Below are 25,823 nucleotides of genomic sequence, written 5' to 3'. Positions count from 1 at the left end.
TCAATCGACCGTATGATAAAAGAATACCCAACTTATCTTCTCACTTCAACTGTTCGAACGTAGAACTTATCTCCTATTTTAACTTTCAATAGATATAATCAGCCATTAAAAGAGTTAGCAATACCCTCTTGATCCACTAATATTCAAGCAATTACATAATAATGCTTCTTATTTAAGCAAGTTATTCTCTCTAACGATTATTAAATTAACAAGAGTCTAACAAAAAGAATCCGTAGTATTTTCGTAAATTTGCGCTGTTAAAACAAAAAGAATCAATGGATTTTAAGTACGACGTTATAGTTATCGGCGCAGGTCATGCAGGCTGTGAAGCCGCTGCGGCAGCAGCCAATCTCGGTTCTAAAACGTGTCTGATAACAATGGACATGAACAAAATCGGGCAAATGAGCTGTAACCCCGCTGTCGGAGGCATTGCCAAAGGGCAAATTGTTCGCGAAATAGATGCGTTAGGCGGATATATGGGATTAGTCACAGACAGTACCGCAATACAATTCCGTATGCTAAATCGTTCAAAAGGTCCTGCAATGTGGAGTCCGCGAGCTCAATGCGATCGAAATAAGTTTATTTGGACTTGGCGAGAAATTCTGGAAAACATTCCGAATCTGCATATTTGGCAAGATACTGTACGAGAACTTATAATAGAAAATGGAGAAGTGACAGGTCTCACCACATTACTTGATGTGACTTTTCATGCAAAAACGGTTATCCTGACTGCCGGAACATTCCTAAACGGGCTAATGCACGTTGGGCGTACTAAACTCGCAGGAGGACGTATGGCAGAACCCGCATCTTATCTTTTGACCGAATCCATCGCACGTCACGGCATAAATTTCGGTAGAATGAAAACCGGAACACCTGTCCGCATCGACGGAAGAAGCGTTCACTATGAATATATGGATACCCAAGACGGAGAAAACGACTTCCATAAGTTTTCATTTATGAATACAGGAAAACGTCATCTCAAACAGCTACAATGTTGGACTTGTTTCACAAATGAAGAAGTACACCGCATCCTGCGTGAAGGTTTGCCGGATTCTCCCCTTTTCAACGGACAAATTCAAAGTATCGGCCCACGTTATTGTCCGAGTATTGAAACTAAAATAGTAACCTTTCCCGATAAAGAACAACATCAATTATTCTTGGAACCGGAAGGCGAAACCACACAAGAACTTTATTTGAACGGTTTCTCATCTTCACTTCCAATGGATATTCAAATTAATGCTTTAAAGAAAATCCCCGCATTCAAGGATTTGGTTATTTACCGTCCGGGATATGCTATCGAATATGATTACTTTGACCCAACACAATTAAAACATTCGTTGGAATCGAAGATAATTAAAAATTTATTCTTTGCCGGACAAGTAAATGGTACTACCGGATACGAAGAAGCAGGCGGTCAAGGCATCATAGCAGGCATCAATGCACACATTAATTGTCATGGCGGCGAGCCTTTTGTTCTAGAAAGGGATGAAGCATATATAGGCGTTTTAATCGACGATTTAGTAACAAAAGGAGTAGACGAACCTTACCGTATGTTTACTTCACGCGCGGAATACCGTATACTTCTACGACAAGACGATGCAGATATGCGTTTAACAGAGCGCTCTTATCAATTAGGATTAGCAAAGACAGACCGTTACGAATTGCTGAAGAAAAAGCGTGAAGCAGTTAATCGAATTATAGAATTTACAAAGAATTATTCGATAAAAGCGTCATTAATCAATCCTTCATTAGAAGTATTGGGAACAACTCCTTTACGTCACGGTTGCAAGCTAGTAGACATAATCAATCGTCCTCAAATAACTATCGAAAATATTTCAGAGCATGTTACTGCATTCAAGCAGGAGCTAGATAAAGTAACCGAAAGAAAAGAGGAGATTATTGAAGCCGCTGAGGTATTAATCAAATATCAAGGATACATTGATAGGGAACGAATGATTGCAGATAAAATACATCGTTTAGAAGCGATCCGTATAAAAGGAAAATTTGACTATAACAGTTTAAACTCTCTTTCAACAGAAGCAAGACAGAAACTCATTAAAATAGACCCTGAGACACTGGCACAGGCAAGTCGTATACCGGGGATATCCCCTAGCGACATTAATGTTCTTCTGGTTCTTTTAGGACGATAAACATGCTTAGTTCCACGTGAAACAAAAGATTCAAATTAACAACTTAAATAATTAATTATGAGCAAAGAAACGCTGATAAAGCACATTAGAAATGTGGAAGACTTTCCCATCCCGGGAATCCTATTCCGGGATGTAACAACCCTATTTAAAGATCCGAAAGATTTGCAGGAGCTATCAGACATCTTGTACAATATGTATAAAGATAAAGGTATTACAAAAGTTGTAGGAATAGAATCCCGCGGTTTTATAATGGGCCCTATCCTAGCAACCAGATTGAATGCCGGATTCGTTCCAATCCGCAAACCGGGAAAGTTGCCTTGTGAAACCTTAGAAGAAAGCTACGATAAAGAATATGGGAAAGACACCATTCAGATTCACAAAGACGCATTAAATGAAAATGATGTTATCTTGGTACATGACGATCTTTTGGCAACAGGAGGCACCATGGAAGCTGCTTATAAACTAGTGAAGAAATTTAATCCAAAAGATATTTATATAAACTTTCTAATAGAGCTGAAGGATTTAAACGGACGGGATATATTCAGTAAAGATGCAAAAATAGACGCCGTACTATCTTTATAATTAAAAACAGCAAAGAGAAAGCATTTAATAATAGAAGATAAGAACAATCTTCATATTATTCACATTGTTATCCGGAGCGCAGACGAAAGCCCATATTCCTTTCACTGCGCTCCAAATAAAAGAATAAAACTGTTTTCTACATGGGAAATGAGGAACTAAATACAAACGATTACCTGAAAGGAATAGTAAACAACCTTCCTTCCGGTCCGGGAATTTACCAATATCTTAATGCAGAAGGAAGCATTATTTATGTAGGAAAAGCCAAAAATCTAAAGCGTAGAGTTTCTTCATACTTCAACAGAGAACATGAGCCCGGTAAAACGCGGGTATTGGTAAGCAAAATAGCAGATATACGCTATATTGTGGTAAAGACAGAAGAAGATGCTCTCCTGCTTGAAAACAATTTAATAAAGAAATACAAGCCAAGATACAATGTACTGCTAAAGGACGACAAGACATATCCTTCTATTTGCATCAGCAACGAATACTTTCCGAGGATATTCAAGACAAGGAAAATCATTCGAAACGGTTCTAATTATTATGGTCCATACAGCCACATACCTTCGTTGAATGCATTATTGGACTTAATAAAGCACCTCTACCCTTTGCGGACCTGCCATTTGGCACTAACTCCGGAGAATATCCGTGCAGGAAAGTTCAACGTATGTCTCGAATATCACATCAAAAACTGTTCCGGCCCATGTATAGGTCTTCAATCACATGAAGAATACATGAAGAACATTACCGAAATCAAAGAGATACTAAAGGGCAACACACAGGATATAAGTAAGACTCTGCTTCAAAGGATGCAGGATTTGGCCGTTGATTTAAAGTTTGAGGAAGCACAAAAAGTGAAAGAGAAGTACGATTTAATTGAGAACTATCGTGCTAAATCCGAAGTTGTAAGCTCTATTCTTCACAACATCGATGTATTTTCAATTGCAGTAGAAGGTAGTTCTGCCTATATTAACTATCTGCACATCACAAACGGTTGCGTGAATCAAGCATTCACTTTCGAGTATAAAAAACGGTTGGAAGAGACAAAAGAAGAGCTTCTCGCACTCGGCATCATTGAGATGAGAGAACGCTACAAGAGCCTTTCACGTGAAATAATCGTTCCCTTTGAGGTAGATATGGAGTTAAAAGACGTAACATTCACCATCCCTCAAAGAGGCGAGAAAAAGACACTGCTGGACCTGTCTTTGCTTAATGTAAAACAATATAAGGTAGACCGCCTGAAACAACAGGAAAAGCTCAATCCGGAACAACGAAGCGTACGCTTGATGAAAGAGATTCAAGAAGAATTGCATTTGGCAAAATTACCCGTACAAATCGAATGTTTTGACAATTCAAACATACAGGGAAGCGATGCGGTTGCTGCTTGTGTGGTCTTTAAAAAGGCTAAACCATCTAAAAAGGACTACCGGAAATACAACATCAAAACAGTTGTCGGACCGGATGATTATGCTTCCATGCAGGAAGTGGTGAGAAGGCGTTATAAACGCGCTATCGAAGAGGGTTCCACCCTACCCGACCTCATTATAACAGACGGTGGAAAAGGGCAAATGGAGGTAGTAAGACAAGTTGTAGAAGACGAATTGCACCTTAATATTCCTATTGCCGGATTGGCAAAAGACAACCGGCATCGCACGTCAGAGCTTCTTTTCGGTTTTCCTCCTCAAACAATCGGATTGAGACAGACAAGCCCCCTATTCCGTTTATTGACACAGATACAGGACGAAGTACACCGCTTTGCCATAACTTTCCATAAAGACAAACGAAGCAAACGCCAAACAAAATCTGCTTTAGATGACGTAAAAGGCATCGGGGAAAAGACAAAAACAATGCTTCTGAAAGAGTTCAAAAGCGTAAAACGCATTAAAGAAGCATCACTTGAAGCACTCTCCCGCGTTGTAGGTGAAGCAAAAGCCAAAATTATACAAGAAAACCTGAAAGATTGACAGTTTATTTTTAACTTTGTAGTATTAATTCCTATCAAGTTCTGCTGATAATCAGAAGCAACAGGAATAATAAATCGAATTGAATCATGAGAGTAGTTATACAACGGGTAAGCAAGGCATCGGTCACCATCAACGGAATATGCAAATCGGCAATCCAACAAGGATTTATGATTCTAGTAGGCATTGAATATGCTGATAATCAAGAAGATATAGATTGGCTATGCAAGAAGATAGTAAATCTACGTGTTTTTGACGATGAAAACGGAGTCATGAATAAATCCATCTTAGACGCAGGAGGTGACATACTGGTAATCAGCCAGTTTACTCTGCACGCATCCACAAAGAAAGGAAACCGCCCTTCTTATATACGGGCTGCCAAACCGGAAATCTCCGTCCCTCTTTATAACACCTTTTGCAGTGAATTAAGCATAGCACTCGGCAAAGAAGTGAAAACAGGAGAATTCGGTGCCGACATGAAAGTCGAACTTTTAAATGACGGTCCTGTTACTATTATAATGGACACTAAAAACAAAGAATAATGACACTGAAAGAAGCACAAGAGGAAGTAGATAAATGGATTAAGACCTATGGGGTACGCTATTTCAGCGAACTTACAAATATGGCCGTGCTGACAGAAGAAGTCGGTGAACTGGCACGTGTAATCGCCCGGAAATATGGCGACCAATCTTTCAAGAAAGGAGAAGAATGTAACCTTGCAGATGAGATGACCGACGTGCTATGGGTGCTTCTTTGCCTTGCCAACCAAACCGGAGTGGATCTGACCGAAGCGTTCCAACGAAACCTCGAAAAGAAAACAAAGAGAGATAAAGAAAGACATATAAACAATCCTAAACTTACAGAAAATGGAAAAGCATGAGCATGTACATGAAGAAAAAAGTAAGTATGAAGTTGCTTTAAGCAAATATAATACAAACTTGAATGACGATGAAGTAAAAGCCAAAGTAGCCGAACTCATCGAGAAAAAAGTGCCTGAAAACAATACGGAAGAAGTAAAAAAACTCCTCTTCCACTGTATAGACCTCACTACCTTGAACACAACGGATACAGAGGAACACGTGATGCAATTCACTGAAAAAGTAAACCTGTTCGTTGATAAATATCCGGATTTGGACAATGTAGCAGCCATCTGTGTCTATCCCAATATGGCAGGAATTGTAAGCGACACACTGGAAGCCGACGACGTAAAAATAGCCGCCGTATCCGCAGGATTTCCTTCTTCACAAACGTTTATTGAAGTAAAGGTAGCAGAAACGGCATTAGCCATCAGCGAAGGGGCGAATGAGATAGATATAGTGATTTCCGTAGGTAAATTCCTTAGCGGAGACTATGAAACCATGTGCGATGAAATAGAAGAACTAAAAGAAGTATGCAAGGACAGACACATGAAAGTAATCCTTGAAACAGGAGCTTTAGGAAGTGCCTCAAACATCAAAAAGGCTTCTATCCTATCCATGTATGCAGGCGCCGATTTCATTAAAACATCGACAGGAAAACAACAGCCTGCCGCCACACCCGAAGCCGCCTACGTAATGTGCGAAGCTATCAAAGAATATCATCAGCTGACAGGGAGAAAAATCGGTTTTAAACCGGCAGGAGGACTCAATACCGTTCACGACGCATTGGTTTACTATACCATCGTAAAGGAAGTATTAGGTCAGGAATGGCTGAACAACGAACTGTTCCGTCTAGGCACAAGCCGTTTGGCCAACCTTCTATTATCCGACATATTAGGCGAAGAAACCAAGTTCTTTTAGACTTTCAAAAAGTGCCTTCACTTTATTCAACTGATAATCAACCATAAAGGGTGAAAGCGTGATAAGGTGAAGGCAGTTTAAACTAAATTCGTTAATAACTGAATCAGCAGAATAAACCAATCAAAAACGCCTAAGGGAGTGATGCCTAACGCTCCCGTAGCTGTAAGCTATCGCTCCCTTAAGCGTCAGTCAACACTCCCTTGAGTGATAGACAACGCTCCCTTAGGCGATTTCAAATGAGCTTGATGTTTTTTAAAAACACCCCGATGTTTTTTAAAATCATCAGGTTGATTAAAAAAAACATCGAGATGATTGTAGACAAACATACGGTCGATCGTAAGCAAACGTACGGTCCTTTGTCTACGAACTCCTATCGTTTGCCAACAATCGACCGTATGCTGAAAAGCAACCATTCCATCATAACCAATCCGCCCTCATAGACAAAGAGAAAGCCACAACAATCGGATATACACTTCTATATAAAATGCTTTAAGAAAGAATAAATAAAATGTAGGTAAAGATTTGAATCTTTTATCTATCTTTGCAGCGATTTATCATCAAGAGACAGATGCTAAATCGTTATATTAGAGAACGTTTCTTTTATTATCTTTTCTGCGGAATTCGGCAAAAATTCAATTTATGTGAAGATAATAAGCAAACGAGTCTCACGCACTTACATATATATACTTGTTATATATAGGCATTGAGCGTGAGACTGTTGCTTATACCTACATAAAGGCTTGCCGAAGCCCCGCAGAGGATATGAAGTAGCAGTCCTCACGCTCTTTTTATTAATCTATAAATGACAAGCAAGTATGAGCAAAAAGCGGGAAAATTCTCAAAGCACAAATGCGGAAAGAAGAAAGATTGCATTATCCATCAGTTATCCTCTTGCCATAGAATTAGGATTCGACACAGAACAACTATCCACAGGATGGGACACGGAAGAAGCACGGGAATACTTACTGAAGAAATGGAACATAAAAGAAAGGGATTTGGCAAAAGAACTGCTGCATTACATAGAGCAAGAAGGAGAAAGAGCCACCTATCAAATAATCTTACCCTACTTTTTACTTGCAGAGGATAAAGAAAACAGAAAAAAAATACTGGAAGAGCGATACATGGCGATAGACCGTTTTATCCGGTATTCCGATAATCTGTCAGACTGCCTGCCCTGTTTAAAAGATACCGGCATATTCTCACCCGAAAAATCAGATTATGAACGCGGAACACTGGCATGGGATATGGCACTGCTGGTAACCATAGCAAGAATCTCTTTCGATGCAAAATACATAGAAGAAAAAGAAGCCTTGCAATATATCGATACCGCCTATAAGCACTGCCGGAGAACATTTAGAAACTGGAACGAAATAGGCAAAAGTTTTGTTCTTGGAGAGGCCATGCGAAAAGGAAACGACCTGTCCTTTGCCAAGACATTAGTCCTCATACAGATTGCCCTGACACAAGACAACGGAATTTGGAATAACGATTCTTTCTAAGAACGATACTCCATAAAACAAAAGGAAGTTTATTAAGGAAGAACGTTTATTTCACCCGATTGACTACATAGTCCAAATAGCAAAACAGCGCATCTCTCACAGCGATATTCTTAATATCGGCAATCAAATCTTTTGCACGGTCTTTGTACGCCATCATAGTGCTTTTTGCATAATCTATACCGCCATTTTGCTTGGTATATTCAATTAAACGTGCGATTTCATCGCCTGTCACCTCACCGGATTTTACCTTTATTGCCAAACGAAACGCATCTGCATCCTGAGTAGAGTTTAAAGCATAAATGGCAGGAAGCGTCAACTTCCCTTCACGCATATCATTACCCGTAGGTTTCCCAATCTCAAGACTGTCATAATAATCAAAGATATCATCCTTAATCTGAAAGCAAATACCTACGTATTCACCGAACAAACGGGCCATTTCCACCTCCTCCGGAGAAGCATCCACCGATAATGCGGCAGCTTTGGTGCAAGCAGCGAAAAGAGCAGCTGTTTTCTTACGGATCACATCAAAATATACGTTTTCATCGAGTGTAGCATTGCTTACATTCGATAATTGCAGAATCTCACCTTCAGAAAGATCCTGGCCCAAACAGGCGATAACCTCTACAATCTCCTCATTTGAAGTACGACTGGCATGCATCAAACAAGTAGCAAGCAAATAATCACCTACCAACACCGATATCTTATTATTATAAATAGCATTAACAGAGGCTTGTCCGCGGCGCTTATCGCTTTCATCAACCACATCATCGTGTACCAGACTTGCCGTATGCAACAATTCCAGAGCAACAGCCGAATGATAAGTAGCATTCTTCGCTTTCCCGAAAAGTTTGGCAATCAGCAACACAAGAATCGGGCGCATCATCTTCCCTCCTCTTTGTTTGATATGAGTTAATACCTGATTAAGCAAAGGATCAGAACTAACTAAAGAACGCTCGAAAAGAGCTTTGAATTGTTCCAATTCTTCGGCAACAGGAGACGCTATCGCAGACAGTTTATCCATATAAATACAATTTAGGCACAAAAGTAATAATAAAACGTTTAATACGGCATTTTTTTGTACTTTTACCGTTGAAAAAACTAAAGAATATAGTAATAATGGAGAAACTTTTCTTACTGGATGCTTATGCACTCATATACAGAGCATACTATGCTTTCATCAAAAATCCCAGAATCAACTCAAAAGGATTCAACACTTCTGCCATCCTCGGCTTTGTAAATACGCTTGAAGATGTGCTGAAAAAGGAGAATCCATCACATATAGGAGTGGCTTTCGACCCTGCCGGCCCTACTTTCCGGCATGTTGCCTTCGAACAATATAAAGCGCAACGGGAAGAAACTCCGGAAGCAATCCGGCTCTCCGTACCTATTATAAAAGAAATCATCAATGCTTACCGCATTCCTATTCTCGAAGTTCCGGGCTACGAAGCCGACGACGTTATCGGCACGCTTGCCACCGAAGCCGGAAAACGAGGTATACAAACCTACATGATGACACCGGACAAGGACTACGGTCAGTTGGTGTCCGACAATGTTTTCATCTACCGACCTAAATACGGAGATAAAGAATTTGAAGTAATGGGAGTCGAACAAGTGAAAGCTAAGTTCGACATTCAGTCACCCTCTCAAGTCATCGATATGCTCGGACTCATGGGAGATGCTTCCGACAATATTCCGGGGTGTCCGGGTGTGGGAGAAAAAACCGCACAAAAATTAATCGCCGAATACGGCAGCATTGAAAACTTACTGGAACATGTTGAAGATTTAAAAGGTGCACTTCGTACTAAAGTAGAAAATAATAAAGAGATGATTACTTTCTCCAAATTTCTTGCAACCATTAAAATAGATGTTCCCATTGAATTGAAAATGGAAGAACTGGTAAGAGAGCAAGCGGATGAAGAAGCACTCCGAAAAATTTTCGAAGAGATGGAATTTCGTACTTTAATTGAACGCGTACTCAAAACAGAGAAAAAACAACCCGTTAATGCTCCCACTCAAGGCAATCTCTTTGATTTATTTACGGACGAGGGCACAGTTGAAGAAAAATATTCGAATCTCGCACGTTTAGAAACGTTAAACTACGACTATCAACTCATTGATACAGAAGAAAAAAGGAGCGAATTACTACAAAAGTTACTTACAAAAGAAATTCTCAGTCTAGATACGGAGACAACAGGTACAGACCCAATTACCGCAGAATTAGTAGGAATGAGCTTTAGCTATGCGGAAAATCAGGCATACTATGTACCCGTTCCGGCAAATCGTGAAGAAGCTATAAAAATCGTTAACGCATTTCGTCCGGTATTCGAAAATGAGAAATCGATAAAGGTCGGTCAAAATATTAAGTACGATTTGTTGATGTTACAAAATTACGGTGTCGAGCTAAAAGGAAAACTATTCGACACAATGGTAGCCCACTATGTTCTCCAACCGGAACTCAGGCATGGAATGGATTACCTTGCCGAAATCTATTTAAAATATGATACGATCAAAATAGAAGAACTTATCGGAAGCAAAGGAAAGAATCAAGGCAATATGCGAGACCTTGCACCCGAACAAGTCTACAAATATGCTTGTGAAGATGCGGATGTCACATTGAAACTAAAAAACATACTGGAGGATGAACTACGAAAGAACGGTGCAGAAGATTTATTCTACAACATAGAAATGCCGCTCGTACCGGTTCTCGCCTACATGGAACGTAATGGCGTACGCCTCGATACCGGAGCTTTACAGCAATCTTCCGAACACTTCACCAAGAAGATGAACGAAATAGAACAGGAAATCTATGCACTTGCCGGAGTAGAGTTCAACATCAGTTCTCCCAAGCAAGTAGGCGAAATTCTGTTTGAGAAGCTCAAAATCATCGAAAAAGCCAAGAAAACCAAATCCGGTCAGTATTCCACTTCAGAAGAAGTCTTGGAAAGCCTGAGGGGAAAGCATCCGGTTATAGAAAAGATATTGGATTACAGAGGATTAAAAAAGCTGCTGAGTACCTACATAGATGCCCTACCCTTATTGATTAATCCTAAGACAGGTAAAATTCATACCTCGTTCAATCAAACGATTACCGCCACCGGGCGTTTGAGCTCCAGCAATCCGAACCTTCAAAATATTCCTATCCGGGATGAGAACGGCAAGGAAATCCGTAAGGCTTTCATACCGGAAGATGGTTGTTTGTTCTTTTCTGCCGATTACTCACAGATAGAACTTCGCATCATGGCGCACTTGAGTGAAGACAAGAATATGATCGATGCTTTCCTTTCCGGTTATGATATCCATGCGGCAACTGCTGCCAAAGTTTATAAAATAGATATCAATGATGTGACCCGAGAGCAACGCAGTAAGGCAAAAACCGCTAATTTCGGTATCATCTACGGCATTTCGGTGTTCGGTCTGGCAGAACGTATGGGTGTAGACCGCAAAGAAGCCAAAGAGCTGATAGACGGTTATTTTGAAACTTATCCGGACGTAAAAAGATACATGGATAAAAGCATAGAGGTGGCCCGTGAAAACGGCTATGTGGAAACCATCTTCCACCGCAAACGCTTCCTTCCCGACATCAATTCACGAAACGCCATTGTGCGGGGATATGCCGAACGCAACGCGATTAATGCACCGATTCAAGGAAGTGCCGCAGATATAATCAAAGTGGCAATGATACGAATTTACGAACGCTTCAAACGGGAGAATATAAAGTCGAAGATGATTCTGCAAGTACATGATGAATTGAACTTCAGTGTCTATCCGGAAGAAAAAGAGATGGTAGGCCGCATCGTTATCGAAGAAATGGAGAATGCTTATAAAATGCATGTTCCTTTAAAAGCCGATTGCGGTTGGGGCACAAACTGGCTTGAAGCACATTAATTCCATGCCGGGCAGAATAATGAAATACATCGCTGTCCAGTTCGGTAATCCGCATGGATTCGGCGGACAGATATCCACTTTTATCATGAATTGCCTCAATATGAGGCAATATCATGCAGTGGAAAGATTACTGCTCATTGAACCCGGAAATAAAATACTGGATATTGGCTTCGGCAACGGATACCTCATCAGATACCTGAACAGGAACTATCCATCTACCCAACTATATGGCATCGACATTTCAGAAGATATGCTAAGAACGGCACTCCAAAAGAGTCACGAGGCCATCTCAAACGGGAATATGCATCTGACCATTGCCGATGTTGTTTCTTTACCTTTTGAAGACGAAAGTTTTGAAAGGATTTATACCGTTAATACACACTATTTCTGGTCGGACATAGACAAAGGATTGCAGGAAATCAGACGGGTGATGAAGCCGGACGCATTGTTCCTTATCGTAGGTCACTACAAAAAATATCTGGATAGACTGCCCATTGCCAAATATAACTTCAAGAAGTATGAAATAGAAGAGATTGAAGTTCTACTTCAAAAGAACGGATTGGTATTAGAAAGAAACATCTGCGTTGAAAAATACAAGTCCTATTGCCTGACAATCCGAAAAAAGTAATCCGCTTTTCCTGACAGCAGGCCTTTACTTCCCCGTAAATTAAAGTCCATCAACTTTACCATATAACACGGCACAACAGGTTACAGTATAGAAGATTCGGCTGTCTTTTCCTTTCATAAGGCCTAACTTTTCCAAGTAAAATAATTGTTTTCTTTAATTACTCAGGCAAATTATAAGCACATCAAGTCCCTTAAATCTAAAAAATATTTAAATAGCTATCATAATAACACTATAATAAAATATAATCCCTACCTTTGCACCGCAAAACAAAACAAGGTACACAATAACCAGATTATTTTAGCATCATAATGATAGTTACAATCTAAAATAGAAGTACATTTTTCTCTCTCTACATAACCTAACAATAAAAATTGGAAATTCCCTATTCGTCTGTCCATTACATGGAAACCAACAGATGGAAAGGGAAATTTTCTTTAGATACACTCCGTCCCCGTCCCCCGCTATCCGGCAAATCGAACTTACTATTATTCAATAAAACAGAACTATCTACTGCAGTAACCATTGTATCCGGTGTAGAATGTCCGGATGCCGGAATGGTATGATTACAACGCTTCGTCACGATCACCTCATGCACTACCGGGACTTCTTTATATACCGTATCCACACAACGCTCCGTAACAATGACCGTATCCACTTTTGCTATCAATGAATCTTTATCCGACCGTCCTTCGGGAATGAACCAGCCAATAAAAACGCCAACCACACAAGCTGCAGCCAATTTCCATAAAGAAAAAGTAAAACGAGACAATGGTGCAACATTACGCCTGTCTATTTCAGATTTCAGCTCTACAAAAGGTTTCGGCCTCATCTCGCGGTTTTCTTGCTCCATTAAGACCTTGGAACGTTCCAATATCCGCTTCACATTTGGAAATTCTTCCAGTTTTTCTAATTCATTATCTTCCATAATTCTCTAATTTTTCAAGTTATAAACTGCCATTGCCTGAGAAAGGAACTTCAAAACATAATGAAGTCTCGACTTCACCGTACCTTCCGGACAAGATAGTATCCGCGCAATTTCGGGAATAGAAAGCTCTTCTTCATAACGTAATGCAAACACCACAATCTGTTCCGATGTAAGTTTTCGAAGATTCTCTTTCAATTTCATATCAAACACCAAACGGTCATGATAAAGCTCATATTCAGGTTCAACAGACGGAGCCGGAGAAGCATTCAATTCGGCTTCATGAGCTTCTACCACCTCCTTATGACGATATTCATTCTTGCAAAGATTGTATGCCATCGCAAACACCCATGATGAAAAGGTACGACTGTGCTCAAAATGAAGTCGCTGTTCATAGACTTTAAGAAACAGTTCCTGAGTAAAATCCTCTGCTTTTGCCGTATCATAACCCAGCATCCTGAAGAAGAACCCTTGCAAGCGACGAGCATAACGGGTATATAACTCCTCAAAAGCCCGTATATCGTCCCTTGTCACCAACCGCATAAGTTCCTCGTCAGACGCCGAATCAATCTCCATTTGTGTATGTTTCATCCTTCAAATCTATGCAATCCAAATAACTTTGCCTAACGCTATCGCTTTCAAAATCGGTCTTTTCTATAATACCATGCAGGATATTATATAATTTGGTGTAATTATTCCGGTCTCCACTCTGTTTATAAAACGCCAGCAGTGAATGGAAACACGGCACATAATTCAAAGCAAAAGAACTGACGGAAGCGCCATAACTATCCGGAATAAATGTTTCTCTTACATAATCCATCAGATAAACCTCTTCGAAATTACGCTTTGTCACTGCCATATTATCATATAATTCTTTGGAATATCTAAATACAAGCCCTTCGGCATAAAGGCTGTCTTTGAGAAAATCATAATCGGCTGACCGAAAAGTTGTTGAGAAGTAGACAGGACGTTCCGTATGCTTGATAAAATGATTGAGTACCGCCCGATAAGCCTCATGCCAATCTTTATAATCCTTATTCAATTCTTCTTTTTTTATGCTGAACAAAGGAATACCCAACTCCTTTTCCAAACCTTCAACATAGGTATCACAAAGCAAAAAGCTCAGACAAATAATCTTTTTATCTTTAAACAGTCCTTTTCCATGCTGTAATAAAAGTTTAGAAAAGACCGAAGCGTCGCCATTCGTAAAAATAATCCCTTTATCCTCCATTCCGGACAGTTCATTATAGCTGTAGTTCATCAATGACGGGGAGTATTCACCGCTCTCATACCACTTCCTGCACGTCTTGGAAAGCAATGAGTCATTTCTGGAAATCATCAGGTACGCCACATAATCGGGATAACGGGAAACATCATCAGGACGCATGGAAATCGCCTTCGCCATATATCCGCCATATGCCAAATCTCCGGCGTGATATACGTATTTCATCAGATTGAAAGTAAACGTATTCGGAATTGCTCTTTCCATTTGCGCTATAATATCACCCAGCTTCGTATTAATCTCCGTACTGCTTTTGTCCGAACCGGACATCTCCAAACTATAGCGGGTAGCCCGGTAATAGTTTTCCCATGCTTCTTCATTCTTACGATTCTTCTTAATCTCTTTATTCCATGCATCCGCCTGTTTCTCATACCAGTCGGAATCGTGCCTTTCTTTTACGGGAGAAACGACTTTCTCTGCTTGCTGAGCAAGGCCCAACTGTGCCAAAAGCCAGCACAAAGTAAATATTGTAACGGTCAATGTTCTCATTTTTATACGATTTTAAACTATGAATATAAAGAACGTTCTGATAAAGCATACACTCCTATCAGGCAAACGTTCAAAGAAAATCGGATTATTTTGCAAGATACTTATTTCTTGATATAGCTCAAGCCTCATAATCCATGTATTTGATACTTTTGCACGCAATTTTGTTTTATAGAAATGAAAAAGAGTCTTATTGCATTGGCATTCGGAACACTCGGCTTGGGAATAGCCGAATTTGTCATGATGGCTATACTCCCCTATGTAGCCAAAGATTTACATGTCAGTATCCCTACGGCAGGACATTTGATTTCTGCCTATGCGTTGGGCGTATGCGCCGGAGCCCCCATGCTCACCCTTGCGCGTAAACTTCCGCTGAAGAATATATTACTGGGACTGGTTGCCCTGATGATGATTGGAAATACCTGTGCCGCCTTCTCTCCCAACTTTTGGACAATGATAGGAGCACGTTTCATATCCGGATTACCCCATGGAGCGTATTTCGGAGTAGCCTCCATCGTTGCCGAAAAGCTGGCAGATAAAGGAAAAGGTTCGGAAGCTGTTTCCATCATGATAGCCGGTATGACAGTGGCAAATCTGTTCGGTGTGCCTCTCGGAACATCCCTCAGCACGATGCTTTCATGGCGGTTGACTTTTCTGCTTGTAGGTATATGGTGCATTATCGTGCTGTATTATATATGGAAATGGGTGCCTCAAGTAGAAGGTCTGCCTGATACCGGGTTCAAAGGGCAGTTCCGTTTTATGAAAACCACCGCTCCGTGGCTTATACTCGGTGCCACCATGTTTGGCAACGGCGGGGTATTCTGTTGGTACAGCTACATCAATCCATTGCTGACAAAAGTATCCGGTTTCTCTGCCGAAAGTATTACCTTATTAATGGTATTGGCAGGATTCGGTATGGTAGTAGGTAATTTAATAGGAGGACGCCTGTCGGATAGATACACACCCGGACGTGTAGCGGCTACAACACAAATCATTATCTGCTTTGCGTTGCTTTCCATCTTCTTTGCAGCCCGTATAGACTGGCTCACAGCATTGTTAATGTGTCTTTGTACTACCGGACTATTTGCCGTTTCCAGTCCCTTGCAAATATCCATCATCCACTTCGCAAAAGGTGGCGAATTGCTCGGTGCAGCTTGCATTCAGGTTGCTTTCAACTTAGGCAATGCTATCGGCGCTTTCATCGGAGGATTACCGTTGGAAGCAGGTTTGGGATACCGGTATCCGGCATTGATTGGTGCTCCGCTCACATTTGTCGGCTTTGTCTTAATGATTATATTCTTCAAGAAATACGAACGGAAAGCAATAGAATAATTCGGATATATTGAGAAAAGAGCCTATCTTTGCAAACTGGAATAAACGATAATATATAAAACAACTGATATAATGAGTTTACAATGTGGTATTGTCGGACTCCCGAACGTAGGGAAATCGACTCTTTTCAACTGCTTATCCAATGCAAAGGCGCAAGCCGCCAACTTTCCGTTTTGTACTATCGAACCGAATGTCGGTGTTATTACCGTGCCGGACGAACGCCTTAATAAACTTGCAGAGCTTGTACATCCCGGACGTATTGTACCGACAACAGTGGAAATAGTAGACATCGCCGGACTTGTAAAGGGAGCAAGCAAAGGTGAAGGACTTGGAAATAAGTTTCTTGCCAATATTCGGGAAACGGATGCCATTATTCACGTATTACGTTGCTTTGACGATGACAACGTAACTCATGTGGACGGTAGCGTCAATCCGGTGCGCGACAAAGAAATCATTGACTACGAACTCCAGTTAAAAGACTTGGAAACCATTGAAAGCCGTATTCAAAAGGTACAGAAACAGGCTCAAACCGGTGGCGACAAGACCGCAAAGCAAACTTATGATATTCTGGTTAAGTATAAAGAAGCCTTAGAACAAGGTAAATCCGCCCGTACCGTGCAATTCGAAACCAAAGACGAGCAGAAAATTGCCAAGGAACTTTTCTTGCTGACTTCCAAGCCTGTGCTTTATGTATGCAATGTAGATGAAAGCAGCGCAGTAAGCGGAAATAAATACGTTGAAGCTGTACGTGAAGCCATTAAAGAGGAAAATGCCGAGCTGCTTGTTGTAGCAGCTAAAACGGAAGCGGATATTGCAGAACTGGAGACTTATGAAGACCGCCAGATGTTCCTTCAGGAGGTTGGATTAGAGGAATCCGGAGTAGCGAGACTTATCAAGTCCGCTTATCATCTTCTTAATCTGGAAACATTCCTCACCGCCGGTGAAATGGAAGTAAAAGCATGGACTTACCATAAAGGCTGGAAAGCCCCGCAATGCGCAGGAGTAATCCATACAGACTTCGAGAAAGGTTTTATCCGTGCAGAGGTTATCAAATACGAAGACTTTATCAAATACGGTTCCGAAGCTGCGGTACGCGAAGCAGGGAAAATGGGCGTCGAAGGTAAGGAATACGTAGTACAAGACGGAGATATCATGCACTTCCGATTCAATGTATAGACAAAAACTCAAATAAAAGAACAACACTATGAGCAGTTTACTAAATTTCATCGTATGGAATCCCGATCCGGAAATGTTTTCCCTGTTCGGTATCAGTATCCGCTATTATTCAATCATGTGGGCTATCGGACTGGGACTGGCTTACTACATCGTACGTTGGCTCTACAAAGACCAGAGAATCCCGGAAAAGCTCTTTGATCCGTTGTTTTTCTATTGCTTCTTCGGTGTTCTCATCGGTGCGCGTTTAGGACATTGTATCTTCTATGACTGGGATTATTATTCTTCACATATAGCAGAAATGATATTGCCCGTAAAATTTACCGATGCCGGAGTGCAGTTTACCGGATATCAGGGACTTGCCAGTCATGGCGGAACAATAGGACTTATTGTTGCCCTGTGGTTGTATGTACGCAAAACAAAGCTGAATTTCATCGATGTCTTGGATAACATAGCTATCGCAACCCCTGCCACGGCTTGCTTTATCCGTTTGGGAAACCTGATGAATTCCGAAATCGTAGGTAAGGTAACAGATGTGCCATGGGCATTTATCTTTCCTCGTGAAGGCATGGAACCACGCCATCCGGCACAACTTTACGAAGCACTCGCCTATCTTCTGTTCTTCTTTATAGAAATCTATCTATATAAGAAATACAAAGATAAACTGCATCGCGGTTTCTTCTTCGGACTGTGCCTGACGCTGATCTTCACATTCCGTTTCTTCATAGAGTTCTTAAAAGCTCCTCAGGAAGCATTTGAGGCAGATATGATGCTTAATATGGGACAATGGCTCAGCATCCCCTTTGTCATTCTGGGAGTAGCCTGTATGCTCTACGGTAAACGCTTGGACAAAGTGGGTAAACCAAAAGGAAAACTCTAATCATCCGACAAGACATTCCAATCGTTCAGGCATGGAAATCCATTCGTTTCACCATGCCTGAACGACAGGCTTCCCATGGGCAAACGACAGGATGAGCCGGGCGAAACGATTCAACCCTCCTGAAGAATATTTAATCCCTCCTTATCCCCTATCAAATCGTAAGGGAAGCAAAAGAAATAAGAAAGAATATTATACTCTCATCTTTCAAAATGATTTCCTAAAAAATAATATATTTGTAGAAGGTATAATAAACATTATTCCATTAATTATCAATACGTTAATTTTTTATTTGTAGTAGCAGAAACAGATAAAAACACCTGTTTGTAGGAGCAAATAAGCTCTTTGATTTTGCACATAATTCTTTGTGTTTGATAAATTTGTGTTTGAAAAATACGTATGTATCACTCTAACACCAATCTATTATGAAAGCAAAATTCTTCTCCTTAACAGCAGTCATTATTTTTACTGCTATCGTTTCTGCTTTTGCAACCTCACCGGGAAATGAAACTCCTGTGGTAAAAACAACTACAAAGGGATATGCAATGGAATTATCCAATAGCCCCGGAATCTTCTGTTTCGATATTAAAACTCCCAATAAACCGGAAATGTATTTCCCGCTAGAAGACAACGAAATAGCAAGTGCCGGTACTTATGCCAATGGAAAGTATTACACAATGATACTTAACAAGGAGCAAAAACCTCTCGGTATATATACATACAACCTGAAAACAGGAGACAGAAACCTGTTAAGGGATATGTCTGACGCTACTTCCTTTTTCCTGGACATGACTTATGACTATACCACCTCAACCTTATACGCAATATGGGAAAATTGGCCAAATACTACCCTGATTAAAGTAAATACGGAAAATGGAGATCCCACTCTTATAAAAGACATACCTAATGCCTCTATCTATGCTATAGCAGCAAGCCCGGAAGGAATACTCTATGCGATGTCTTCAAGAGGAGATTTATACACCGTAGATAAAAATGACGGAACGTTAACCGAACTTTTTCCAACAGATAATTATACCGAGAATTTCCAATCAATGGACTTCGACCACAACAGCGGACGATTATATTGGACGTATCAAACCTGGAGCGGAAGGTTCTTCAATGAAGTTGATTTAGAGAAGAAAGAAGTTAGGATGATTAACTCTTTCCCAGCTAATTATCTGGTGGGAGGATTATACATGGCTTTTACCGATGCCGTTCCTGAAAGTCCTAAAACGATTGATGACTTAAAAATCAAAGTAAATGAAAGCTTAGCTCCGGTGTTAAGTTGGACTAACCCAAGCAAAACACTCGATAATAAAGACCTTAACAACCTTTCTTATGCAGAAATCTATCGAAACGATACATTAGTACATAAACTGACAGGCATAACAAAAGGCTCTTCATCCGAATGGACAGACACCTCCGCTCCGAATCAAACGAATAAATATAAGGTCATAACTTATACGTCCGATAACAACGAAAGTATTCCCGCATGGATTTCCATTTTCGCCGGACGAGACGTACCTGCCGCCCCGAATAATGTAGTGGCAACAAAACTTAGTACCATAAGTGCTTCAATCAGTTGGGAAGCGCCGACCACCGGATTAAACAACAGTTGGTTTGATAAGGAGTCATTAGCTTATAAAGTCATACGTAAACCTGATAACACAACACTGATAAACGGCACAAAAGAGACATCTTACACAGACGAAAACGTAACAAGTTTCTCCAATTATAGTTATCAAATCATTGCTATCAGCGCTGATGGTGAAGGAGGTAGCGCAATATCAAATTCCGTAGCTTTAGGAGAAAGTATTCAAATGCCATTCTCATCACCATTGGACACAGAAGAGGATTTTAATTTATGGACAGTATTCAATAGAGATGAAAAAGAAGATTGCTGGTATTTTGGAAAGTCTGTAGGTTCTAAAAATGGAGCCGAATCATGTGCAGACAAAACCAATTTCACTCCAACGAATAATTGGTTAGTATCTCCTCCTTTAGCACTCGAGAAAGGTAAAATATATGAATTATCATTCAAAGCAAATACTGCTTATTATGAAACAGAACGACTAAGAATTACTTTAGGCAAAGAAATAGAACCGGAAGCACAAACTATTATCGTACAAGATCTGGAAATAAAGTCATATTATGGCACTGTATTCTATGTCACATTACCTGTATTGGAAGAAAGCGGTAAATACTATTTAGGACTGCAACATACTTCCGTTTCAAATCAAGGAATGGTACTTCATATCAACGATGTCCTGCTGAAAGAACAGGATAAAGGAGAAGTAGCAGGAACTGTTACAGACGGAACAAACCCATTGGCAAATGTTACTTTAACGCTAAGCGGACAAGAAACGTTTACTACACAATCCGATACAGAAGGCAAATATAGCTTCACGGACATCATTGCCGGAGAATACAATTTAAAAGCTACTTTGCTCGGATATGAAGAAAAAGAAACAAAGATAACCGTAACACCGCTAAAAACAACGGAAAGTAATATTACAATCACAACATTACCTCAGTACAGCGTGAATGGAAAGATTACCGACAACGGAAATACTCCCGTTCGAGGAGCTTGGGTAACCATAAGCGGATACAATAATTACAAGACATCCACAAACGAAAACGGAGAATATACGTTTGATAAAGTATATAAGAGTGACAATTATCAGTTAACGGTCAGAAAGAATAACTTTGAAGTAATTTCTAATCAGCCATTGCAGGTACAGGGTAATGTCAGCAATGAAGTCATTAAATTAACCTATAAGAATATCCCGCCGTCCTCTGTCACCACAGAAGAATCAAACACAGGAAATCAAACTATTAATTGGGAACGTCCCTTCGATACCGTAGAATATTTATATGACAACGGTACACCTAAAGAACCTATGGGATATAACGAAGGTGGCGAATACCATATATTAGGAAATATTTTCCGTACTCCTACCACTATCCATCGCGTAAAATGGTTCACCAATAGCAGCGAAGGAAAGAAGCCGTATGTTCACGTGTATATCATTGATCTTGATGAAAACGGAATGCCTACAGGCACATTATTATTCTCACAAAAGAATGTTCCTACAAATGACGACGTATGGACTACATTTGAACTACCGGAACGAGTAAACGCTCCACGTGGTTTCATGCTGGCTCTGAGCAGTGATGGAAACGTATATTTAGCCAACGATAATAATTCTGATGTCATAGGAAAACAAATCCAATGTTTCAGTACAGACTATCGGTACCCCAATGGTTACACTTATTTCGACGCAAGAAATTGGGAAGGCGCTCTCATGCTACGGGCAGAAGGCGAAATGATAGAAGCTAGCGAACATCCGCTAAATGTAACCTACGATGTATGGAGAATGACCGAAAAAGAACAGTCTACTCCTGAAAAATGGACAAAGATAAAAGCAGGAACAACAGAATTGACAACAGTCGATGAAACGTTTGCCAATCTACCTAAAGATACATACAAATATGCCGTTAAGGCAAACTATCCGCTAGACAAGCTTACCTCTGATGCCACAATATCAGCTCCTATTTACCATAAACAATTCACAAACATCACAATGAACGTAACAACCAACTCTGTTCCGAAAGATGCAGAAGGGGCCTCTATCAACATAGACGATAATAAAGGAAATAAGTACCAAACAACGGTATCGAATGGAAAAGCAACCTTCCAGAAAATATGGAAAGGCAATTATACTTTGACTTTAATGCAACCCGGATTTGAGAAACAGGTTACGAATCTGAATGTAACGGAGAATGACCAATATGAGTTCTCATATACGCTAATTCAGAAAAAAGCTCCTGTATCTAATATTGATATTATGGCAACAGACAAGCCGGCAGAATGGCAATTATTATGGAATCTGTTTGCCAATATTGAAGACGGATTCGAAGATTCCTCTTATGAAGATTTCGAACTTAATCCGGTTGGTAATACAGGATGGCAATACGTAGATAACGACCGATACCCAACTTATGGATTTGGTGCTACAACATTCCCGAATATGCGTGAACCGATGGCTGCTATCATATTCAATTCTAATACAACCGAGCCTCCATTGGGCATTAACACAGCTCATTCCGGCCAGCGTGCTTTAGGATTCTTCGCTTCAAGAGAAACAGAAGATGAAAACGAACAAATAATTATGCACGACAGTGATGACTATTTAATCTCACCGAAACTTAATTTCCACAAAGACTTCACTTTCAGCTTCTTTGCCAGAAGCTATGACAGTGAGAACGGATTGGAAAGAATTCGTGTCGGATATTCTACCACAGATGCCCAATTAAGCAGTTTCACTTATCTGGAAGAGGAGTTTATCAACGTTCCTACAGAATATACGGAATATTCTTATTCCATACCGAAAGAAGCCAAATACGTGATATTAAATAGTCATTCAAGAAGTAGTTTCTTATTGTTGGTTGATGATGTCTTTATTGGTACAGACAAGAACTTTATAACAAATCCGGAAGAAGGAAACGGTTCTTTCAAGACTTATAAAGTATATCTGGACAACAAGCTGATAACCGAAACTCAAGACAGCAAATACTTATTGACCGGACTATCATCGGGCAAGCACACTGCCGCGATAACTAAAGTTTATAATTCAGGAGAATCAAATCCGGTATCTATCGACTTTACAGTAATAGGAGGCGATAATATCGATTATGTAAATGATGGAAATCTCATTGTTTATCTAACTCCCGAAAACAAACTGGTGATAAATGGTGATTATAAGCTGATGAATCTATATTCTATGGCCGGAACGCCGATTATGAGTTCAGAAAATCAACCGGAAATCGATTTGAACAGATTATCGAAAGGTGTTTATATGGTATACATAACAACATTGGATAACCGCCAGTCTATCCATAAGATTATCATAAAATAGAATCTTTATTCTTAAACAAATATTTGCCATTAATCAAAATTCTCTTAATTTTGTGCAAATAAGAGAATATAATGAAAACACTTATACTATTCCTATTCCTATTCCTGGCTTTATCAGAGTCAGGAATAGGAATTTTAGCACAAAATGACGACGTCGAAGCCATACTTAGAAAAGCATATGAATTAGACACGTCAAACCCTGAAGAAGCAATAAAAAATGCCCAGCAGGCATACGAAATAGGTAAAGAAAGAAACGATCCTGTCATTTGCAGCCGGGCTCTTTTCATTTACGCAAGAATAACTATGTTTGAGGGAGATTTCGACCTCGGACTAAGTTTGTGCTTCAATGCATTAAACTACTGTCCTGACGATTCCATCTCTTTACAAGCAGAAATATACAATGGCATTGGTTGGGGTTATACAAAACTAAACAATAAAGATAGAGCAATAGACTATACAGACAAGAGTTTGGAAATATATCAAGAATTATCCGATTCCATTGGCATTGCGTTGTCATACAATCATAAAGGATTTATCTACTATAATGCACAGGAATATGATAAAGCTGACTATTTCTTCAATATGGCACTTGATATTTTTAGAAAAACCAATAGCCAAAGAAATATAGCCGCCGTCATCAACAACTTATGTATGTCACCGGGCAACAGTGAAGAAAAGGTCAAACTTATACAGGAAGCTATAAAAATCAACTTATCTCTTGGAATTATCTGGTCTGTAGCCGCAAATTACAATAATCTTGGAAAACAATATTATTATTTGCACAAGTATGAGGATGCTCTGGTTGCATTGGACATGGCTAAAGAATATGCACAGAGGGTAAAAGCAAAAGATCTTTTAAGTGAAAACTATCTGCAACGCTCACTGATTTATGCGGCTCAAAAAGATTATCCATTGGCTTATAGCTGCCTTCAAAAGCAAACGGAAGTCAATAAAGAGATACAATCCGAAAAGAACCTGCGGGAAATAGAACGTAAAATAACAAGTCAGCAATTGCTTAAACTAAAACAAGAGTACGAGCTTCAACAAAAGGAACATGATCTTGCCATACTACAAAAGAACTGGATAATAACATTTATTGTCATGTTACTTTGTATACTATTATTATTTGCCCGTTTCCGCTGGTTCAAAAAGAAAAAAGAACTGGAACTAATCGCCCAACAATACGAGCTAGAGCAGTCACAACGCAAAATTATGGAATTGGAAATTAAAGAAAAAGAAGAAAAGATAGGAAATATAGATCATGAACTGCAAGCTGCAAAAGAGAAGTTAGGATATATGTTATTGTTCTTAAGAAGCAGAAACGAATTGCTTGAAAAGATAAGGAATATGATCAGAGAAACCTATAAAATGGAATCGGCAGAACAACTCACATACTTGAAAAAAGTAAATACATTTATCGCGCAATATCAAATAGAAGAACAGAAGGACGAGTTATCCATCCAGATAGAAGAACAAAACAAAGCCTTTTCAAAACGTCTGGAAGAACGATTTCCTTGTATTACAACTGCTGAAAAGAATCTGGCTGTTTTGCTCAGAATGAACCTTTCTTCCAAAGAAATAACTCTCATTACCGGCAACTCTACCAAAACAATCAGTATGACACGACATCGATTGAGAAAACATCTGGAATTGGCTTCCGATGAAGATATTATTGCATTTCTTCAGAAGGTTTGATTAATCCGGCTTCACGCAAATATTTAATAACAGTACGAGCAGATGTCCTGTCTCTTCTATTCTCGTTTCTATAACGTTCTAATAAATCAGGACGTTTAAATAACATTTGCTCCACATCCTCCTCATAAATCCGATTAACATTCTTAGAATCAGAAGATATTGAATAACAAACAAGCTTATCATAGACAATAGAAGCACCTACTAACCCAAAACTTGTTGTTATAAAAGCTTCTCTACTACCAACCGGCATAGAAGCAAATATTATCTTTTTATAACTATAGCAAAATGCAGGAGCATATCCTGTCCCTAAACGAAAAGCTCCATTTTTTAATCCTTTACAATTAACCAAAAGCATATTCTGGTATTCGATAATACGCGCTTTTTTAAGAACCTTCTTTAAATCTTTATTTTTTACTTCAATCTTTAAATCGCCCCCTCCAATCAAAGAATTTTCACGCGCAGATACTACCAAATCTGTTATCTCATTATATTTCCCTATTACATAATCCCCATAAGTCGAATAATACTTCCCACTAGTAATAAATACAGAATCATTATCCTGAGACTTTTGTTTGGGTCTAACCGAATATTTCTCTTGAGAAAATGATGATAAACTTACACACAGAAAACAAACAACAGCATAACAAAAATACTTCAT

Annotated in this window: 20 protein-coding genes; 15 read left to right on the top strand and 5 right to left on the bottom strand. The window is 39.7% G+C overall.

What is annotated here, in order from left to right; translation table 11 throughout:
- The first annotated feature begins 275 nt into the window (after positions 1-275).
- From mnmG to DXB63_RS01340, 8 genes are all read left to right on the top strand, one after another.
- Positions 276-2,150: a tRNA uridine-5-carboxymethylaminomethyl(34) synthesis enzyme MnmG gene (gene mnmG, locus DXB63_RS01375; protein WP_122124570.1), complete on the top strand. Its 1,875-nt coding sequence runs from the start codon at positions 276-278 to the stop codon at positions 2,148-2,150.
- A 57-nt stretch (positions 2,151-2,207) separates the two neighbouring features.
- Positions 2,208-2,732, top strand: coding sequence for an adenine phosphoribosyltransferase (locus DXB63_RS01370; protein ID WP_122124569.1), 525 nt, complete (start codon positions 2,208-2,210; stop codon positions 2,730-2,732).
- A 140-nt stretch (positions 2,733-2,872) separates the two neighbouring features.
- Positions 2,873-4,693: an excinuclease ABC subunit UvrC gene (gene uvrC, locus DXB63_RS01365; protein ID WP_122124568.1), complete on the top strand. Its 1,821-nt coding sequence runs from the start codon at positions 2,873-2,875 to the stop codon at positions 4,691-4,693.
- 86 nt (positions 4,694-4,779) lie between these two features.
- On the top strand, positions 4,780-5,232 hold the full coding sequence (dtd, locus tag DXB63_RS01360) for a D-aminoacyl-tRNA deacylase (RefSeq protein ID WP_122124567.1): 453 nt from the start codon (positions 4,780-4,782) through the stop codon (positions 5,230-5,232).
- Positions 5,232-5,570: a nucleotide pyrophosphohydrolase gene (locus DXB63_RS01355; RefSeq protein ID WP_122124566.1), complete on the top strand. Its 339-nt coding sequence runs from the start codon at positions 5,232-5,234 to the stop codon at positions 5,568-5,570. The genes dtd and DXB63_RS01355 overlap by 1 nt, the downstream gene beginning before the upstream one ends.
- On the top strand, positions 5,557-6,468 hold the full coding sequence (gene deoC / locus DXB63_RS01350) for a deoxyribose-phosphate aldolase (protein ID WP_122124565.1): 912 nt from the start codon (positions 5,557-5,559) through the stop codon (positions 6,466-6,468). Before DXB63_RS01355 ends, deoC begins: the two co-directional genes overlap by 14 nt.
- A 308-nt stretch (positions 6,469-6,776) precedes the next feature.
- On the top strand, positions 6,777-6,908 hold the full coding sequence (locus tag DXB63_RS18330) for a hypothetical protein (protein ID WP_255419981.1): 132 nt from the start codon (positions 6,777-6,779) through the stop codon (positions 6,906-6,908).
- 375 nt (positions 6,909-7,283) lie between these two features.
- Entirely contained in the window at positions 7,284-7,967 is a 684-nt protein-coding gene (locus tag DXB63_RS01340; protein ID WP_122124563.1) for a DUF1266 domain-containing protein, read from the top strand.
- A 46-nt stretch (positions 7,968-8,013) separates the two neighbouring features.
- On the opposite strand, the gene DXB63_RS01335 is transcribed toward DXB63_RS01340, so the two are convergent.
- Positions 8,014-8,988 carry a polyprenyl synthetase family protein gene (locus DXB63_RS01335; protein WP_122124562.1) on the bottom strand — a complete coding sequence of 325 codons (975 nt, stop codon included), beginning with the start codon at positions 8,986-8,988 and terminating at the stop codon, positions 8,014-8,016.
- Between the two features lie 95 nt (positions 8,989-9,083).
- Here DXB63_RS01335 and polA point away from each other — a divergent pair, with 95 nt between their 5' ends.
- Positions 9,084-11,852 carry a DNA polymerase I gene (gene polA / locus DXB63_RS01330; protein ID WP_122124561.1) on the top strand — a complete coding sequence of 923 codons (2,769 nt, stop codon included), beginning with the start codon at positions 9,084-9,086 and terminating at the stop codon, positions 11,850-11,852.
- 4 nt (positions 11,853-11,856) lie between these two features.
- A complete protein-coding gene (locus tag DXB63_RS01325; RefSeq protein ID WP_122348117.1) occupies positions 11,857-12,480 on the top strand; it encodes a class I SAM-dependent methyltransferase in 624 nt (207 codons plus the stop codon).
- A gap of 397 nt (positions 12,481-12,877) precedes the next feature.
- Here DXB63_RS01325 and DXB63_RS01320 read toward each other — a convergent pair whose 3' ends face one another.
- The 3 genes from DXB63_RS01320 to DXB63_RS01310 are packed head-to-tail and all read right to left on the bottom strand — an operon-like array spanning position 12,878 to position 15,173.
- Positions 12,878-13,405: a hypothetical protein gene (locus tag DXB63_RS01320; protein ID WP_122124559.1), complete on the bottom strand. Its 528-nt coding sequence runs from the start codon at positions 13,403-13,405 to the stop codon at positions 12,878-12,880.
- A gap of 6 nt (positions 13,406-13,411) precedes the next feature.
- Positions 13,412-13,993 carry an RNA polymerase sigma factor gene (locus DXB63_RS01315; RefSeq protein ID WP_122124558.1) on the bottom strand — a complete coding sequence of 194 codons (582 nt, stop codon included), beginning with the start codon at positions 13,991-13,993 and terminating at the stop codon, positions 13,412-13,414.
- Complete coding sequence (locus DXB63_RS01310; RefSeq protein WP_122124557.1) at positions 13,968-15,173, bottom strand: hypothetical protein; 1,206 nt, start codon at positions 15,171-15,173, stop codon at positions 13,968-13,970. Before DXB63_RS01310 ends, DXB63_RS01315 begins: the two co-directional genes overlap by 26 nt.
- A 174-nt stretch (positions 15,174-15,347) precedes the next feature.
- On the opposite strand from DXB63_RS01310, the gene araJ reads away from it, so the two are divergent.
- From araJ to DXB63_RS01285, 5 genes are all read left to right on the top strand, one after another.
- Entirely contained in the window at positions 15,348-16,502 is a 1,155-nt protein-coding gene (araJ, locus tag DXB63_RS01305) for an MFS transporter AraJ (RefSeq protein WP_122124556.1), read from the top strand.
- A 72-nt stretch (positions 16,503-16,574) separates the two neighbouring features.
- Positions 16,575-17,678, top strand: a complete 1,104-nt coding sequence (gene ychF / locus DXB63_RS01300; RefSeq protein ID WP_122124555.1) for a redox-regulated ATPase YchF — start codon at positions 16,575-16,577, stop codon at positions 17,676-17,678.
- Between the two features lie 28 nt (positions 17,679-17,706).
- Positions 17,707-18,555, top strand: coding sequence for a prolipoprotein diacylglyceryl transferase (gene lgt, locus DXB63_RS01295; protein ID WP_122124554.1), 849 nt, complete (start codon positions 17,707-17,709; stop codon positions 18,553-18,555).
- A gap of 422 nt (positions 18,556-18,977) precedes the next feature.
- Entirely contained in the window at positions 18,978-23,471 is a 4,494-nt protein-coding gene (locus DXB63_RS01290) for a carboxypeptidase regulatory-like domain-containing protein (RefSeq protein WP_122124553.1), read from the top strand.
- Between the two features lie 71 nt (positions 23,472-23,542).
- Positions 23,543-25,165, top strand: coding sequence for a tetratricopeptide repeat protein (locus DXB63_RS01285; RefSeq protein WP_122124552.1), 1,623 nt, complete (start codon positions 23,543-23,545; stop codon positions 25,163-25,165).
- Here DXB63_RS01285 and DXB63_RS01280 read toward each other — a convergent pair.
- Positions 25,140-25,823: a DUF6563 family protein gene (locus DXB63_RS01280; RefSeq protein WP_122124551.1), complete on the bottom strand. Its 684-nt coding sequence runs from the start codon at positions 25,821-25,823 to the stop codon at positions 25,140-25,142. The genes DXB63_RS01285 and DXB63_RS01280 overlap by 26 nt on opposite strands.

It is taken from the genome of Bacteroides sp. OM05-12, from assembly GCF_003438995.1.
In the GTDB taxonomy this organism is placed as follows: domain Bacteria; phylum Bacteroidota; class Bacteroidia; order Bacteroidales; family Bacteroidaceae; genus Bacteroides.
This window is presented reverse-complemented; position numbering and strand designations above follow the sequence as displayed.

Bases quoted from the DNA above. Each gene is read 5' to 3' on its own strand.
- mnmG (WP_122124570.1), top strand. From the start codon at position 276: ATGGATTTTAAGTACGACGTTATAGTTATCGGCGCAGGTCATGCAGGC.
- ychF (WP_122124555.1), top strand. From the start codon at position 16,575: ATGAGTTTACAATGTGGTATTGTCGGACTCCCGAACGTAGGGAAATCG.
- DXB63_RS01335 (WP_122124562.1), bottom strand. From the start codon at position 8,988: ATGGATAAACTGTCTGCGATAGCGTCTCCTGTTGCCGAAGAATTGGAA.
- dtd (WP_122124567.1), top strand. From the start codon at position 4,780: ATGAGAGTAGTTATACAACGGGTAAGCAAGGCATCGGTCACCATCAAC.
- DXB63_RS01290 (WP_122124553.1), top strand. From the start codon at position 18,978: ATGAAAGCAAAATTCTTCTCCTTAACAGCAGTCATTATTTTTACTGCT.
- DXB63_RS18330 (WP_255419981.1), top strand. From the start codon at position 6,777: ATGATTGTAGACAAACATACGGTCGATCGTAAGCAAACGTACGGTCCT.
- uvrC (WP_122124568.1), top strand. From the start codon at position 2,873: ATGGGAAATGAGGAACTAAATACAAACGATTACCTGAAAGGAATAGTA.
- DXB63_RS01280 (WP_122124551.1), bottom strand. From the start codon at position 25,823: ATGAAGTATTTTTGTTATGCTGTTGTTTGTTTTCTGTGTGTAAGTTTA.
- DXB63_RS01340 (WP_122124563.1), top strand. From the start codon at position 7,284: ATGAGCAAAAAGCGGGAAAATTCTCAAAGCACAAATGCGGAAAGAAGA.
- DXB63_RS01315 (WP_122124558.1), bottom strand. From the start codon at position 13,993: ATGAAACATACACAAATGGAGATTGATTCGGCGTCTGACGAGGAACTT.
- DXB63_RS01320 (WP_122124559.1), bottom strand. From the start codon at position 13,405: ATGGAAGATAATGAATTAGAAAAACTGGAAGAATTTCCAAATGTGAAG.
- DXB63_RS01370 (WP_122124569.1), top strand. From the start codon at position 2,208: ATGAGCAAAGAAACGCTGATAAAGCACATTAGAAATGTGGAAGACTTT.
- lgt (WP_122124554.1), top strand. From the start codon at position 17,707: ATGAGCAGTTTACTAAATTTCATCGTATGGAATCCCGATCCGGAAATG.
- DXB63_RS01310 (WP_122124557.1), bottom strand. From the start codon at position 15,173: ATGAGAACATTGACCGTTACAATATTTACTTTGTGCTGGCTTTTGGCA.
- DXB63_RS01325 (WP_122348117.1), top strand. From the start codon at position 11,857: ATGCCGGGCAGAATAATGAAATACATCGCTGTCCAGTTCGGTAATCCG.
- deoC (WP_122124565.1), top strand. From the start codon at position 5,557: ATGGAAAAGCATGAGCATGTACATGAAGAAAAAAGTAAGTATGAAGTT.
- polA (WP_122124561.1), top strand. From the start codon at position 9,084: ATGGAGAAACTTTTCTTACTGGATGCTTATGCACTCATATACAGAGCA.
- DXB63_RS01355 (WP_122124566.1), top strand. From the start codon at position 5,232: ATGACACTGAAAGAAGCACAAGAGGAAGTAGATAAATGGATTAAGACC.
- araJ (WP_122124556.1), top strand. From the start codon at position 15,348: ATGAAAAAGAGTCTTATTGCATTGGCATTCGGAACACTCGGCTTGGGA.
- DXB63_RS01285 (WP_122124552.1), top strand. From the start codon at position 23,543: ATGAAAACACTTATACTATTCCTATTCCTATTCCTGGCTTTATCAGAG.